The sequence below is a fragment of the Novisyntrophococcus fermenticellae genome, from assembly GCF_018866245.1.
In the GTDB taxonomy this organism is placed as follows: domain Bacteria; phylum Bacillota; class Clostridia; order Lachnospirales; family Lachnospiraceae; genus Novisyntrophococcus; species Novisyntrophococcus fermenticellae.
Genome location: NZ_CP076458.1, coordinates 662,637 through 677,375 on the forward strand (window position 1 = coordinate 662,637; position 14,739 = coordinate 677,375).

16 protein-coding genes and 6 tRNA genes are annotated in these 14,739 nt (G+C 43.8%); 19 read left to right on the forward strand and 3 right to left on the reverse strand.

The features are described 5' to 3' along the window. Positions 1-6 precede the first annotated feature (6 nt). The 3 genes from KNL20_RS03025 to KNL20_RS03035 are packed head-to-tail and all read left to right on the forward strand — an operon-like array spanning position 7 to position 3,150. Complete coding sequence (locus tag KNL20_RS03025; RefSeq protein WP_329957493.1) at positions 7-999, forward strand: aldo/keto reductase; 993 nt, start codon at positions 7-9, stop codon at positions 997-999. Positions 1,000-1,046: 47 nt separating this feature from the next. Continuing rightward, positions 1,047-2,450: an ATP-binding protein gene (locus tag KNL20_RS03030; protein WP_230399174.1), complete on the forward strand. Its 1,404-nt coding sequence runs from the start codon at positions 1,047-1,049 to the stop codon at positions 2,448-2,450. Then, positions 2,434-3,150 carry a hypothetical protein gene (locus tag KNL20_RS03035; protein WP_230399175.1) on the forward strand — a complete coding sequence of 239 codons (717 nt, stop codon included), beginning with the start codon at positions 2,434-2,436 and terminating at the stop codon, positions 3,148-3,150. Before KNL20_RS03030 ends, KNL20_RS03035 begins: the two co-directional genes overlap by 17 nt. A gap of 47 nt (positions 3,151-3,197) precedes the next feature. Here the strand turns inward: KNL20_RS03035 and KNL20_RS03040 are convergent, their stop codons facing one another. Then, positions 3,198-3,575, reverse strand: coding sequence for a DUF3783 domain-containing protein (locus KNL20_RS03040; RefSeq protein WP_230399176.1), 378 nt, complete (start codon positions 3,573-3,575; stop codon positions 3,198-3,200). Between the two features lie 213 nt (positions 3,576-3,788). On the opposite strand from KNL20_RS03040, the gene KNL20_RS03045 reads away from it, so the two are divergent. From KNL20_RS03045 to KNL20_RS03070, 6 genes are all read left to right on the forward strand, one after another. Continuing rightward, positions 3,789-3,860 (forward strand) — tRNA-Glu (locus KNL20_RS03045). 11 nt (positions 3,861-3,871) lie between these two features. Further along, positions 3,872-3,944 (forward strand) — tRNA-Thr (locus KNL20_RS03050). A 5-nt stretch (positions 3,945-3,949) separates the two neighbouring features. Next, a tRNA-Ile gene (locus tag KNL20_RS03055) sits at positions 3,950-4,023 on the forward strand. A gap of 28 nt (positions 4,024-4,051) precedes the next feature. Next, positions 4,052-4,125: transfer RNA gene (locus KNL20_RS03060), tRNA-Asp, on the forward strand. 5 nt (positions 4,126-4,130) lie between these two features. After that, positions 4,131-4,203 (forward strand) — tRNA-Val (locus KNL20_RS03065). A gap of 3 nt (positions 4,204-4,206) precedes the next feature. Continuing rightward, a tRNA-Leu gene (locus tag KNL20_RS03070) sits at positions 4,207-4,292 on the forward strand. A gap of 114 nt (positions 4,293-4,406) precedes the next feature. Here KNL20_RS03070 and KNL20_RS03075 read toward each other — a convergent pair. Then, positions 4,407-5,228: an AraC family transcriptional regulator gene (locus KNL20_RS03075; RefSeq protein WP_230399177.1), complete on the reverse strand. Its 822-nt coding sequence runs from the start codon at positions 5,226-5,228 to the stop codon at positions 4,407-4,409. 110 nt (positions 5,229-5,338) lie between these two features. On the opposite strand from KNL20_RS03075, the gene KNL20_RS03080 reads away from it, so the two are divergent. Together KNL20_RS03080 and KNL20_RS03085 are read left to right on the forward strand one after the other, a co-directional pair. After that, positions 5,339-7,372 carry a beta-galactosidase gene (locus tag KNL20_RS03080; RefSeq protein ID WP_230399178.1) on the forward strand — a complete coding sequence of 678 codons (2,034 nt, stop codon included), beginning with the start codon at positions 5,339-5,341 and terminating at the stop codon, positions 7,370-7,372. A 263-nt stretch (positions 7,373-7,635) separates the two neighbouring features. Further along, positions 7,636-8,112, forward strand: a complete 477-nt coding sequence (locus KNL20_RS03085) for a hypothetical protein (RefSeq protein ID WP_230399179.1) — start codon at positions 7,636-7,638, stop codon at positions 8,110-8,112. Between the two features lie 86 nt (positions 8,113-8,198). Here the strand turns inward: KNL20_RS03085 and KNL20_RS03090 are convergent, their stop codons facing one another. Further along, on the reverse strand, positions 8,199-8,870 hold the full coding sequence (locus KNL20_RS03090; RefSeq protein ID WP_230399180.1) for a Crp/Fnr family transcriptional regulator: 672 nt from the start codon (positions 8,868-8,870) through the stop codon (positions 8,199-8,201). 233 nt (positions 8,871-9,103) lie between these two features. Here KNL20_RS03090 and KNL20_RS03095 point away from each other — a divergent pair, with 233 nt between their 5' ends. From KNL20_RS03095 to KNL20_RS03130, 8 genes are all read left to right on the forward strand, one after another. Continuing rightward, on the forward strand, positions 9,104-9,316 hold the full coding sequence (locus tag KNL20_RS03095) for a DUF1858 domain-containing protein (RefSeq protein WP_230399181.1): 213 nt from the start codon (positions 9,104-9,106) through the stop codon (positions 9,314-9,316). Next, positions 9,313-9,927, forward strand: a complete 615-nt coding sequence (locus KNL20_RS03100; protein WP_230399182.1) for a hypothetical protein — start codon at positions 9,313-9,315, stop codon at positions 9,925-9,927. The genes KNL20_RS03095 and KNL20_RS03100 overlap by 4 nt, the downstream gene beginning before the upstream one ends. After that, a complete protein-coding gene (locus tag KNL20_RS03105) occupies positions 9,924-10,478 on the forward strand; it encodes a hemerythrin domain-containing protein (protein ID WP_230399183.1) in 555 nt (184 codons plus the stop codon). Before KNL20_RS03100 ends, KNL20_RS03105 begins: the two co-directional genes overlap by 4 nt. 117 nt (positions 10,479-10,595) lie before the next feature. Further along, positions 10,596-11,732, forward strand: a complete 1,137-nt coding sequence (locus KNL20_RS03110; protein ID WP_230399184.1) for a YibE/F family protein — start codon at positions 10,596-10,598, stop codon at positions 11,730-11,732. Next, positions 11,726-12,481, forward strand: coding sequence for a YibE/F family protein (locus KNL20_RS03115; RefSeq protein WP_230399185.1), 756 nt, complete (start codon positions 11,726-11,728; stop codon positions 12,479-12,481). Before KNL20_RS03110 ends, KNL20_RS03115 begins: the two co-directional genes overlap by 7 nt. A gap of 4 nt (positions 12,482-12,485) precedes the next feature. Then, positions 12,486-12,770, forward strand: a complete 285-nt coding sequence (locus KNL20_RS03120; RefSeq protein WP_230399186.1) for a DUF542 domain-containing protein — start codon at positions 12,486-12,488, stop codon at positions 12,768-12,770. Positions 12,771-12,784: 14 nt separating this feature from the next. Next, complete coding sequence (locus KNL20_RS03125; protein ID WP_230399187.1) at positions 12,785-13,972, forward strand: oxygen-binding di-iron domain-containing protein; 1,188 nt, start codon at positions 12,785-12,787, stop codon at positions 13,970-13,972. A 60-nt stretch (positions 13,973-14,032) separates the two neighbouring features. Further along, complete coding sequence (locus KNL20_RS03130) at positions 14,033-14,734, forward strand: ABC transporter ATP-binding protein (protein ID WP_230399188.1); 702 nt, start codon at positions 14,033-14,035, stop codon at positions 14,732-14,734. The last annotated feature ends 5 nt before the right edge of the window (positions 14,735-14,739 follow it).

The following is a 14,739-nucleotide window of genomic DNA, read 5'->3' on the forward strand; positions in this document are numbered from 1 at the left end:
AAAATTATGTATCAGGCATCATCAACACGTTATCAGGATATGAAATACGCCCGTTGCGGAAACAGCGGACTTCAATTACCGTCCGTTTCCTTAGGATTCTGGCACAATTTCGGCGATATCGCTTCCTATGAGAATATGAAGCAGCTTTGCTTTACCGCATTTGACAATGGAATTACCCACTTTGACCTGGCCAATAATTATGGCCCTGCGCCGGGCAGTGCTGAAAAGAACCTGGGGCTTATACTGAAAGAAAACTTCGGGTCTTACCGCGATGAACTGATTATCAGTACAAAAGCCGGTTATGATATGTGGGAGGGTCCTTATGGCAACTGGGGAAGCCGGAAATATCTTCTGGCAAGTCTGGACCAAAGCTTGCAGCGTATGGGGCTGGATTATGTCGACATATTTTATCATCATCGCATGGATCCGGAGACTCCGCTGGAAGAAACCATGGGTGCACTTGCACAGGCTGTTGCATGTGGAAAGGCACTATATGTGGGGCTTTCAAATTATGATGGAGAAACTTTGGAAAAGGCAGCACGTATACTGGAGGAACTGCATTGTCCGTTTATCATCAACCAGAATCGTTACTCCATCTTTGACCGGACGATTGAGCAGAATGGACTAAAAGAAACTTCTGAAAAACTGAAAAAAGGAATCATTTCATTCAGCCCTCTGGCGCAGGGAATGCTGACGGACCGATATTTAGGCGGAATTCCGGAGGACAGCAGGATCAAGGCAGACGGACGTTTTCTGAAAGCATCTTCTCTGACACAGGAACGCTTAAGTCAGGTACAAAAACTCAATGAAATAGCAAAGACCCGGGGTCAGACTCTGGCGGAGATGGCTCTTGGCTGGATTCTTCGTGATGGACTTGTAACAAGTGTTCTGATTGGTGCGTCTAAGCCCTCACAAATTTTGGATAATATCGGAGCTTTAAGAAACACATCATTTACGAAAGAGGAACTGAATCTGATTGATACCGTTGCTCTGGGATAATGAAATTAAATCAGGACATCCTAATATCGGGAAAGAGAGGTGCCTGCATGAAAGATTTTCTGGTCCGCATATGTTCTATTGAATTAAAGGGATTTAAGAACACGGAGTATGGCCTGCTGGAAATGCCGTCTGTAATAAATGGCGGCTGTTTTTCAAAAAAGTCAGATATTTTGGGAATCTATGGGCAAAATGGTTCCGGGAAAACGGCAGTGATAGAAGCAATGGCCATCATTCAGAAGCTGCTTATGGGGAATTCACTGCCTGAAGAAACAGTCCAGTATATTTCGAAAGAGATGAATCGCTGTTCTATCCTTGTATCCTTCGTTATTTCTGTACACGGAAAGCAATCTAAAGTGGAATATTCAGTTGTGCTAAGTCGTATAGACGGAAATAAGTTCGAAATAGCACAGGAAACTTTAAGTTCAGCCGTGTGGGGGGATGAAAAGTTTGAAAAGAAAAAAGTTTTGCTTCATTTTGAACTGAATGATTCACAGGTGAAATTCACCCCAAACTATCGTTATAATTCTATCGTAAATCATGAAGAAGAAAATCGGATTAACTTTGGCGTGGCATATAAACTAGCACAAAAAGAGCATAGGTCTTTTATCTTCAGCGAGGAGAGCAGGCGTGTATTTTTATCGGCGCCGGAAGAGGCTTCCACAGAGTACGCTTATATTATCCGCACCCTGAATGGATATGCCGGTATAAACCTGTTCGTGATATCAAGTGCACATGCAGGGAGTATCAGTATGGATTATCTGCTTCCCTTTGCATTCCGGATTGATACAGGAGATACAATTGTGAAAGGCAGCTTGCCGGTACGTCTGGACGAACCTTCTTTGCTGGGCCAGAAGCATTTTGAGATGGTCCGGCAAATGATAGATGAAATGAACGTTGTTCTGCAGACGTTGATCCCGGGACTTTTCATAGGCGTACATGACTTTGGAGAGCAGCTTTTAGAAAATGGCGGGACAGGACACAGAATTCAGCTGATTTCCAGGCGGGGAGATGTGGTGATACCGCTTAAATATGAATCAGAAGGAATTGTTAAAATCATTTCTATTCTGAATGCATTGATGTGTGTATATAATGATCCTTCCATGTGCCTGGTTATTGATGAGCTGGATTCAGGTATCTATGAATACCTGTTGGGAGAACTGATTTCTGTCTTTGATAAAAGCGCAAAAGGACAGCTTATCTTCACCTCCCATAATCTTCGCGCTTTAGAGATGCTTCACAAATCCAGCGTCATCTTTTCCACCACGAATCCGAAGAAACGTTACATGCGTATGCAAAATACAAAGACAAATAAAAATCTGCGTGACAGCTATTTGCGGTGTATTACGTTAGGCGGTCAGAAAGAAGAGGTGTACGCGGAAACGGACACCGTGGAAATTGGCCGCGCCTTCCGGCGTGTCGGAAAGGTGGTCCGGGATGGACGGGAAGACTAAAAAGGTCATTCTTTTTATCGTGGAAGGGCCTACAGATGAAGATACATTAAGTCCGGTTTTAAAAGAAATCTTTCATGATAAAGAAGTACACTTTCATGTCGTGCATGGAGATCTGACAACGGAGCGGAAAACAAACAGTGCAAATGCTATAAAAACAGTGCATGAGCACATCAAGGCTGAGATGAAACGCTATGGTTTTCGAAAGAGTGATATTCTAAAAGTTGTTCATCTGATTGATACGGATGGTGCATTTATAACAGATGAACACGTGGTTGAGGGAGATGTGAAAAAACTGTGCTATGAGGAGGACCGGATTATCTCATCGAATCCACAGGCGACAATTGAAAGAAATGAGAGAAAAACTTCTGTTTTGCAGCGGCTCTATTCCGCAGCTATAATCGGTACACTTCCATATGCGGTTTATTACTTTTCCAGAAATATGGAGCATGTCCTGCACAACATCGATGGAAACCTGAGCGATGAAGAGAAGATGGAATATGCGGACCGGTTTGACGCCACATATGGCAAAATCCCGGAAGCGTTTATCAAGTATCTCTCCAGCCTGGATTTTGCGGTACCGGGAGATTATGAAGAGAGCTGGCACTTTATCTTTGAAGGATTAAATTCCCTGCATCGTCACAGTAATCTGCATCTTCTTTTCTCTGAAAAAAGAGCAGAGAATGCAAGAAGAGAGGGATAAGCGTTTGCTTACCTCTCTTTCCATCTTTACCCGTAGGCTGCACTATATCACTTTTCGGGATTCATGGCCTTATGTTCCCGAACCAGTTCTTCGAAGCATTCCAAAGGCGTCCAGTTGCTGTTGGTTGGGGTAAGAATTGCTTTATATGGAAGCTGTACTTTTTTATCACGCAGGCTTTTTAACAGGAGATTTAATTTATTATCCGGTATGCCGGCAAAAATCATCATGGAGGATTCCAGTTCATCTCCGGTGTAGGACTGCCCAGGGTCTGCGGAATCCGAGATGCCTACAAGGCTCCCAAGAGTTTTATTATAATCCGCCAGCAGTACCTTTTTCAATCGGACATGGAAGGGGAAAAGTGCAAGTTCTATATTCAGTTTTGTTGACGAATCATTTACATTAAATACTAATACAGTTTCTTTCATAACAGATAGAATCCTTTCATATATGTTCTTCTTTACTATTGTATCGAAAAAGAGAGGAAAAGAAAAGAAAAAAGTATTTGACTTTTGGGCAATTTATGTATTATACTATGGAAATGGATGAAATCAAGCATATCGCTTGACTGTAATTTAAAGAAAAAAGTAAAAAAATGCTTGCTAATTTACAGGGAGTATGATAATATAATATTCGTTGTTGGCTCCGTGGTCAAGCGGTTAAGACATCGCCCTTTCACGGCGGTAACACGGGTTCGATTCCCGTCGGAGTCACTTTTCACATTGCCGATGTGGCTCAATTGGCAGAGCAGCTGATTTGTAATCAGCAGGTTATCGGTTCGAGTCCGATCATCGGCTTACGTGGACCTTTAGCTCAGTTGGTTAGAGCAACCGGCTCATAACCGGTCGGTCCTGGGTTCGAGTCCCCGAAGGTCCACTAATTTTATTGAATATTGTTTTTGTTTGGCCCAGTGGCTCAGTTGGTTAGAGCGTCGCCCTGTCACGGCGAAGGTCGTCGGTTCGAGTCCGATCTGGGTCGTATATGGAATCTTAGCTCAGCTGGGAGAGCATCTGCCTTACAAGCAGAGGGTCATAGGTTCGAGCCCTATAGGTTCCATATGCCGGCGTGGCGGAACAGGCAGACGCCCGGGACTTAAAATCCCGTGGGTAGCGATACCCGTACCGGTTCGATTCCGGTCGCCGGCACTCTATAAAGCCCATATATAAGGGCTTTTATTTTTTTGTGTTGCATTTCGGACAGTTAAATTCCAATTTAAAAAAAGTATCTAAGGCACATAAGTTAACAAGCAAAAGCCGCCTTTAAGAGCCGGTAATTCCATAAGTTTTCCGGAATTGTTTCGGGGTTGTGCCTGTATGCTGTTTGAATACAGAGATAAAGTAGCTTACATCGTTGTATCCGCACATATGGCTGATGCTTTGGACTTTTAAATAAGGTTTCCCAAGCAGCAGTTCTTTCGCTTTGCTAATTCGAAATCTGGTAATATAATTCTGCACGGAATAGCCGGTAAAGCGGCGAAACAGCCGTGTGAGATACTGGGGGGTGACATGGACGGCAAAGGCAAGTCTGTCAACGTCAAGAATTTCAGCATAATCAGTTTTGATTCTTGCAATTGCCGGGCACACATATTGCTGGTACAGCGGATGCTTTACAAGCGAGTGATTCATATAAATATTGGAAAAGTGCATTAGAAATTCATAGCAGTCTACAGAAAGGCTCAAATCATCCAGGCTGTTCTCCAGGTAAGAATGGAGTGTCTGCTCAATCCATTTTTGGAAATACCTTCCTTCCCCGGCACCAACAAAGAGATAGGGAGATTCCCCGCATATTTTTTGAATGTCATTGGACAGTGTTCCGCCAAAGGTAAGGAAGGAGGTCAGCCATATATCCCCGGTTTTCTGGTACTGGTGTGGCGTGAGAGGGGAGATAAGGATACCTTCTCCGTCCCTTAAGATGATATTCTGTCCCGCAAGCTTTACCGTCCCCTGACCGCTTTCTGTCTGAAGCCAGTGGTAAAGAGGAAAACCTTTGGGACGGGAAACAGATTCCTGGAACCAGTTATTTCCGATGCTGTCGATGGTCAGCGGCAGATCCTGCATAGAAGGCCTGAAATAGATTGGCATAGGACACCTCCATTGTTTCGAAAATTCATACTTTTTAGTTTACCATACCATACTTTTGGCAGAAAGAATAGATTATAATGAATGAAAATAAAAAGTGGAGGTGCTTTACGATGAAGGCGAAGTTTAAGCAAATGCTATACGGCGGCGATTATAACCCGGAACAGTGGCCCAAAGAAGTCTGGCAGAAGGATATGGAAATGTTCAACAAGGCCGGAATCAACAGTGCTACGGTCAATGTATTTTCCTGGGCGAGGATTCAGCCGTCGGAAGAGACCTATGACTTTAAGGAACTGGATGAAATTGTGGAGATGCTTACAAAGGAAGGCAGACAGATTGTGCTGGCAACCTCCACGGCTGCGCTTCCTGCATGGATGGTAAAGCGCTATCCCGAGGTGGCAAGGACGGATTATGAGGGACGCCGCCATAAATTCGGACAGCGGCATAATGCGTGCCCGAACAGCCTGGTCTACCGGCATTTTATAAAGGAACTGACGTCCAGACTGGCCAAACGCTACGGAAAGAATGAAAACGTCGTATGCTGGCATGTGAATAATGAATATGGTGGAGAATGCTATTGCGAGAACTGTGAAAAAGCATTTCGCATCTGGCTGAGGGAGAAATACCAGACCATAGAGACACTGAATAAAGCCTGGAATCTCTCATTCTGGGGTCATACCATCTATGACTGGGACGAGGTCGTACTGCCAAATGCGCTCAGTGAAGGGCTGTGGGATGGCGGTACGGCTTTTGCAGGGATTTCCATCGACTACCGCCGCTTTAATTCTGAGAGTATGCTGAATAATTACAGGCTGGAACGGGATACCATCAGGCAGTATGACAAAGACACCCTTATTACCACGAATCTGATGGGAACCTATAAGGAACTTGACTATTTTAAATGGGCAAAGGAAATGGATATTGTATCCTGGGACAATTACCCAAGCTTCGACACCCCCTGGAGCCAGACGGCCATGAACCACGACCTGATGCGTGGCCTGAAGGATGAACCCTTCATGCTGATGGAGCAGACGCCGAGCCAGCAGAACTGGCAGCCCTATAATTCCCTGAAAAAACCGGGACAGATGCGTGCTCAGAGCTATCAGACCATCGCCCACGGGGCGGATACGATCCAGTTTTTCCAGCTCCGCAGATCGGTGGGCGGATGTGAGAAATTCCATGGTGCCGTAATTGAACATGCAGGATCTGATAAAGCGAGGGTGTTTCGGGAAGTCTCTGAATTAGGAGAGGAGCTGAAAAGAATCGGCGGCTCCATCATCGGGTCCAGGAATGAAGCAAAGGTCGGAATCCTATTCGACTGGGATAACTACTGGGCACTGGAATATACAAGTGGTCCCAACAAGGATTTGAAGTATGTAGATCAGATTCTGCAGTATTATGAATACTTCTATAATAAAAATATCCCGGTAGATATGATACCTGCGGATGCAGATTTTGGAAAGTATGCTCTGCTGATTGCACCGGTGCTCTATATGGTAAAGGAAGGCATGGCGGAAGCCATTGAAGAATTTGTGGCTGCCGGCGGGTCATTTGTGACGGGATTCATGAGCGGCATCGTGGATCAGTCTGACAACGTGCATCTGGGGGGATATCCGGGACCGCTTCGTAAGCTGGCAGGTGTATGGGTGGAAGAGATTGATGCGATGGCCCCGGAACAGAGCAATGCGCTTGCTTTTAAGGACGGTACAGTGGACGGATGCAGGATGCTGTGCGACATCATCCATCTGGAAGGAGCAGAGGAGATTGCACAATATCGAAGCAATTTTTATGCAGGGACGCCGGCGGTCACGAAGAATATGTTCGGAAAGGGCTGCACGTATTATGTGGGGACAATGCTGACGGAAACAGGTCTTGGGAAGCTGCTGAAAATGGCCTGTGACAGTGCCGGAATTGCATCGGTAATCGATGAAGACACGGAGCTTGAAGTGACAAGGAGAGTGGCGGAGAGCGGGGCAATCTATTTTGTCATGAATTTTAAAGACAAGGAACTTCCTCTTCCCGCTGTGTTTGTGGGGGAAAAGGATTTGCTTACTGGTACGGTGATGGGGGAAGAAACGCTGCAAAAATATGATGTCAGAATTATAAGCTCATCGTATCCTATAAAATCGGAAGAGAATAAAATGTGAACTTTTAAGTAAAAAAGAAAGCATCTGCCTATGTTAATGGGGTAGGTGCTTTTTAAATTCAATATTCTTCTTGAAAACGGAAGATTTTATCCTTTTGCCCATATGGGAACTAAAAGATTTAAAAAAATCAATAAAAAATGTTCTAAAGTTTGATTATGATTCATATATTTTAATTATTGTAAATGTGACCAATTTAGTGTAATATAAAAACCTACTAAAGAAGTAAAGATTAAGTGGTAAATATCTAAAATGGAGGACATTAAATGAAGAAAAAGGTAGTTGTGGCATTAACCGTACTGAGTGTATTTTTGGGAGGAGTAGTGGCAGGTGCTGCTGTACAGTCGAACTTCTTTCCGGATGCGCAACAGACGATGACAACCATTGAGCAGTTGTTTACAAAGGGTAACGAGTATAAACAGAATGCACAACAGTTAAAGGCGCAATTAGAGCAGAACCAGAGAGAGCAGGAGAATTTACGGAATAATATTACGCAGCTTCAAAGTGCACTGCAGCAAAAAGACGTTGACATTCAGTCGAAGAATACTGAAATTCAGGCAAAGGTTACTGAAATACAAAGGCTGCAAGGTGAATATGATAAGAAAAAGCAGGAAGCAGAGGATTTAAAGAACCAGATTGCACAGATACAACAGCAGAACGAGCAGGCAGATGCGCAGAAAGACGCTAAGATGGCTGAGGTCAGGAAGCTGGCTGAAGACAGGTTAAGTCAGTTAAGTCAATAAGATTTAAAATGAAAGTTTATATACATAAGAGAACGTTTGAGGCAACTTGTTAAACACAGGTTGCTTTTTCTGCTGCCTGGGAAGAATTAAATGCCGGTATTTAACAAGGTATAGATATTCTTATCAAATTGAAGTATATGCTCATCCTGCATTCGCTTTAGTTCACGGGTCAGCGAACTGCGGTCCACGCCCAGATAATCTGCAAGATCCACTCTTCCCAGGGGAGAATTGACTGTTGCCGAATCCTGCTCCTGTGCCAGCTGGGCCAGATAAGCCAGGATTTTTTCACGGAGGGAATGTTTGGTTGTAACTTCCAGCTGCTCCAGCAGTTTGATGTTATGCTGAGAAACCATTACCACCATGTTTTGGACGAGCGTATTATGGAATTCACAAGCATTTGGGCAGATGTGCATGATCTGCTTAAACGGACATAAAAGAATAGAGCTGTCCTCTGTCGCCTGTACAGACACTGTAAGTGAAAAACTCCCGCCGCATACAAAGGACTCACCAAATACAGCGCCTGCGCCAAGGTCATTTAAAATTACACGGTTGCCAAAGACATCTTCCTTAATAATCTGCACCCGTCCATCCAGAACAATACCAATTGCAGTTGGTATATCCCCGCTTAAAAAAATAAATTCATTTCTGGCATAAGATTTCTTCTTTGCATTAATACAATTGAGAAGATGGGGAAAGTCGTTTTCATTAATTCCCCTGAACAGGGGTACACGTTGTAAGACTTTCATGCTGGCATCCATACTTACACCTCCTGAATATTTTAAGATATTTATTATTTACATTATATATTGTTCAAGTGACAAATGCAACATACAAATAAGGCTCTGGAAGGTAGAATCAATTTAAATAAAAAAGTTAACAATAACATTTCAGGAGGTATTTCCGTAAAGGATTTAAAGTTAACAAAATGGGTAGATACTCACGAAAAATAAACGGAGTATCATAATAATTTCCACAGAGAGGAGAACAGCAAATGAGTGAAAACAAGATTACAAAGGACATGTTAATTGGAGAAATTCTGAGATTAAACGGAGGGCTTGCACCAATCCTGATGGAGATGGGGATGCATTGCCTCGGCTGCCCGGCTTCCCAGATGGAATCGCTGGAAGATGCCTGCATGGTACACGGAGTGAGTGCGGATGAGATGGTTAACAGATTGAATGCCGGTCTGGAGGAGCAGCTATGAGCAAATTCTTAGGTCCTGTACATGTTAAAATGTACGGACGGATACTGTATCAGGAAAAAATGATAAAGGCGATCATAGATCTGGCATCCCAAAATGGCTGGGGCACGGATCTTAAGGAAAAGGTAAACAGCGAGGCTATGGAAGCACCCGATGAGCCGCTTGAAACCATCATTGACCAAAGCAATATCCACGGCTGGCTGGGACAGGCTGTGGCAGGCAGCGAAAAGCGCTTTGCCAGGGCTGTATATGAGACCTTAAGAGATAATCCGCAGCGAATCGGGGAGTTTAAAAAAGTGATGAAGCAACTGGGACGGGAATACGTCCTGCCCGCAGAGCTGAATGCTGAGGAAATCCATCAGTCCATATATGACATTCTTCTGGATGGCATGCCCTGTGATTTTCCATTTGAAATTACGCAGCAAAGTGCAGACGTTGTAATCTGGCGTGTGAGGACCTGCCCTCATGAAAAGTATTGGACTTATCCGGATTTTGGAGTAGATATCTACTATAGTTTGAGAGATTCATGGATAGAAGGGGTACTGGAAAACTATGACATCTCGTACACCTGCACTGCGCCGGCAGAGTACTGCCTGAGAAAGGACGTGGCATGAATCATATAGAACTCCTTAAGAAAGAGCATGAGAACATCCTGCGAATGCTGGATGTGCTTCATAAAGCATCATTAAATGTGTTACAAAACTACGAAATAGATGTAGATGATTTAAAAAAAATGGTAGCATTTATCCGCAGATATGCTGACAAAACCCATCATGGAAAAGAGGAAAAATATCTGTTTAAAGCCATGGTCGAAGACCTGGGAGGTCCGGCACAAAAGGTAATACAAGGAGGGATGCTGATTGAACATGACCTTGGACGCCTGTATGTTTCGGATCTGGATGAGGCACTCGACGCTTACAAAGAACATCCTGCTGATGAGCATAAACTGGCCATTTTGGTAGCGGCAGGGAGCTATGAGCATCTGCTGCGGAGACATATCCAAAAAGAAAATGAGACGGTATTCACGTTCGGTGAAAAACATTTATCGGAAAAATCGATGAATTGGGTTGAAGAACAGAGCCAGGCATTCGAAGCAGATGTAGAAAATGCCGCTGAACGTGAATATCAGCTGCAGGTGCTTAAGGAACTTGAATTAAAGTATTAAAGGATAGAATAATAGGGTGTTGTGTGCTATAATATGACAATAATTTTAAATTTCCGATTGCTTGATCTGTGAGCAGACCCGGCATGCTAAAAGTTTAATCAATCAAATCGGAGGCATATGATGACAACACCTGTATATGTAACGGCAGGACTTAAAGCGTTCAAAAAACGTAGGTACTTATTCATACTGATATTTCTATATCTGATTATTCTGGTATTTGTTGCAAATGATGCATGGCTGTATCAGACACCGATAGCAAAGATTACGCAGGTGCGTACGAAAGAGAATGGAAAGAAGAAAAGTACGAATGGAAAAGATGAGCTATATTACAAACAAGAGATAGATGCCCGCCTGTTAAACGGAGAAAACAAAGGAAAGACAGTTTCCCTGTCAAATGAATACTCCTATTCGGGGGTTTTAAAGCAGAAATATCATAAGGGAGACAAGATTCTCCTTGAGATGAGCGGAGGGGGCACAAGCGGAAACATAAAGGGGTTGAAGCGGGATGTGCAGCTTACCGCACTCATAGGAGCTCTTTTCCTTTTGCTTATAGCGGTGACTGAGAAGAAAGGCTTCCTTACCATATGCACAATCGTGGTGAATATCGGTATTTTCGGCGTGGGGTTTTCCCAATTTCTGAAAGGAAAGAATATACTGGAAGTCTGTAATCTGATGTCTCTGTTGTTTGCGGTAGGGACGCTTATTTTCCTGAATGGAGTTCATAGAAAAACATGGGCGGCAGTTATATCTACCTTATGTGTGCTGGCAGTTATTATGGGAATCTTTGACGTAGTGATGATGCACTCGGAGGAATTGGATTATTCTGAAATGGAATATTTGGGAAGTCTGGATAACCCGGCGGATATATTCCGGGCGGAGGTTATGCTGGCAGGACTGGGGGCAATTATGGATGTGGCTGTCACAATCTCGGCTGCACTTGGAGAAATAGTCCAAAAGAAACCGGAAGTGACATTCCTGGAACTGTTTCGGTCAGGCAGGGAAATCGGATATGATATTATGGGGACAATGATGAATGTCCTGCTGTTCGTATTTGGCTGCGGGCTGATTCCTGCTTTTTTGATTCGCATGAACAACGAGGTGGGGTTTATGACGATCGTGCGGCTGCACATCCCCTATGAGATATGCCGTTTTCTGGTTGAAAGTATAGGAATTGTTCTGGCAATCCCAATCTCCATACTGATTGCTTCCGTGTGCATGAAGATCAGGTTCAAAGGGGGCAGAAAAGGATGCTAGGTATACTCGCGCTTATTCTTCTGGTACTATTACTGGTAATTGGCGGTGACCGGGGGGCAATCTCCGTGATGGCGCTTGCCGGGAATATTATTCTGCTGTCTCTGACAATTGTTCTGATGGCTGCAGGATTTCCGCCGCTATTGATAACCTTCCTGGCCAGCATAGCAATCAGCTACGTCACGCTGGTAAGCCAAAATGGAAGAAATGTGAAAACAGGGGCAGCTTTCCTTGCGGCTGGTCTTGTTATGCTGGTACTCTTCTTTATCATATATACAGTTGTATGGAGCTCTGAAAGCGGAGGCTTAAACGAAATCCAGGCAATGCAGGAGGATGTGATGTACTACTTCAATGTAGATATCCATATCAACATGCTGCATATAGCTGTTTGCATGACCTTGCTAAGTACCCTTGGAGCAGTGTTGGATACAGCACTGTCGGTCACCTCATCTGTATATGAGGTTGGAATTCATAAGCAAAGCCTGAGCCGGAAGGAACTGTTTTATTCCGGGATGCAGATAGGGAAGGAGATTATTGGTACAACCATCAATACGTTGCTGTTTGCCTATTTAGGTGAATCAATACTGTTGTTTGCGTATCTGAAAATTGGTAAATTTACAATAGAGACGATCATAAACTCAAAATTTTTATTCCAGGATGTTGCCGTTATGCTATTTGGCGGGATAGCGTGTCTTTTAGTAGTTCCGGCTGCATCTGTCTGTATTGCAGAATCTATTCATATGAGGAGGTAATTATATGATTACAAAGAAGATGACAATTGCAGAAGCCATAAAGAGTAACCCGGATATTATTCAGATTTTATCTGATGCAAATATTGATTATTGCTGTGGAGGACACAGATCGCTTCTCGAGGCCGCTGAGGAGAAAAACCTGGATGTGGATTTTTCCGAACTGGAGAAGGAACACGAGCATGTGGGCGAATTGTTAAAGACACTTTCTGAAAAAACAGACAATTATACGGCTCCGGATGATATTCACAATCATATCTTTCTGGAAAACAGTGTACTATTTTTAAGGTGAGAGGAGAAGAAGCGATGAAAAGACAAGTAAAAAACAATGTAAGCTGGATTGGGTATATTGACTGGGAACTGGAGACGTTTCACGGGGATGATTATTCTATCCTGAACGGCTCAAGCCAAAATGCCTACCTGGTAGAGGAGGAGAAGACAGTATTGATTGATACCGTCTGGGCTCCCCACAGATTTGAATTTCTGGAGAATCTGAAATCAGAGATTGACTTAAACAAGATTGACTATATTATCGCCAATCACGGCGAGGTAGACCATTCCGGTGCCCTTGTGGAACTGATGAAAGAGATTCCGAATACCCCTGTTTACTGTACTGCGAATGCGGTCAAAAGCCTGGAGGGACAGTATGGAAAACATGGATGGGATTTTCATGTTGTAAAGACTGGAGATTCCTTAGACATCGGAAATGGTAAGAAACTTATCTTTGTGGAGATGCGCATGCTGCACTGGCCCGACAGCATGGCAACATATCTGACAGATGATAACATTCTGTTTTCAAATGATGCATTTGGTCAGCATTATGCGGTGGAAGAGTTATTCAATGACAAGGCCGATCAATGTCTGCTGAATAAAGAAGCGATGAAATACTATGCCAATATATTGAATCCGTTTTCCCCTCTCGTTTCAAAAAAGATTGATGAAATTGTAGGACTGAACCTGCCGATTGACATAATTGCACCCAGCCATGGGGCAATCTGGAGAGAAAACCCGCTGCAGATCGTAGAGAAATATGCTGCATGGTCAAAAGCTTATCAGGAAGATCAGTTTACCATAGTTTATGATACGATGTGGCAGGGAACTGAGAAAATTGCACATCGCATCGCAAAGGAAGCAAAAACTGTAAGCCCGGATACTGTGGTGAAGGTTTTTAATATTTCAAAAGCGGATAAGAATGAAATTATGACGGAAGTGTTCAAATCCCGTGCAATTGCAGTGGGCTCTCCCACCATCGGGAACAGTATCATGTCGAGTATGGCCGGATGGCTTCACTTCCTGAAATCACTGAAATTCAGGAACAAAAAAGCAGCTGTGTTTGGTTGTTATGGATGGAGCGGAGAAGGCAATAAAGTCTTGGCGGAGGAGTTAAAGTCAGCCGGATTTGACGTGGTTGAAGAAAACATAAAGTCATCCTGGAATCCTGAAAAGGAAGATTTTGACCAGGCAAAGGGACTTACAGAAGCTTTATTGAAATAAGGACAAGGGACTATATGGGCTGCCCAATCAGGGCAGCCTCTTATTGCTGAGGAGGTATATATGAGTTATATCGAAGTTATTAACAGCTATAAAAGATATAAGATGGGCGATACGGAAATCGTGGCCAATAATGATGTTACATTTTCCGTGGAAGAGGGAGAGCTTGCCATTATTTTAGGAGCTTCCGGAGCCGGAAAGTCTACCGTATTAAACATTCTCGGAGGTATGGATACCAATGATGAGGGAAAGGTGATTATCGACGGAAAAGATATTTCTGATTATAATGCAAAACAGTTAACCAGGTATCGAAGGGAGGATGTAGGATTCGTCTTTCAGTTTTATAATCTGGTTCCCAACCTGACGGCGAAGGAAAATGTGGAGCTGGCCTCTGAAATTGTCTCGGATGCATCGGATCCGGTAAGTGTGCTGGAAGACGTCGGCCTTGGAAAGAGAATCAATAACTTTCCGGCACAGCTTTCAGGCGGGGAACAGCAGCGCGTGGCAATCGCACGTGCGGTCGCAAAGAATCCGAAGATTCTTCTGTGCGATGAGCCCACCGGAGCACTGGACTATCAGACAGGAAAACAGGTACTGCAGATTTTGCAGGATATGAGCCGAAATAAGGGGGCAACCGTCATTATTGTCACACATAATGGTGCTCTTGCGCCGGTTGCGGATCGCGTAATCCGTATGCATGATGCCCGTGTGAAAAGTATCGATGTGAATCCGAATCCGAAGAAAATTACGGACATTGAATGGTAGGTGAG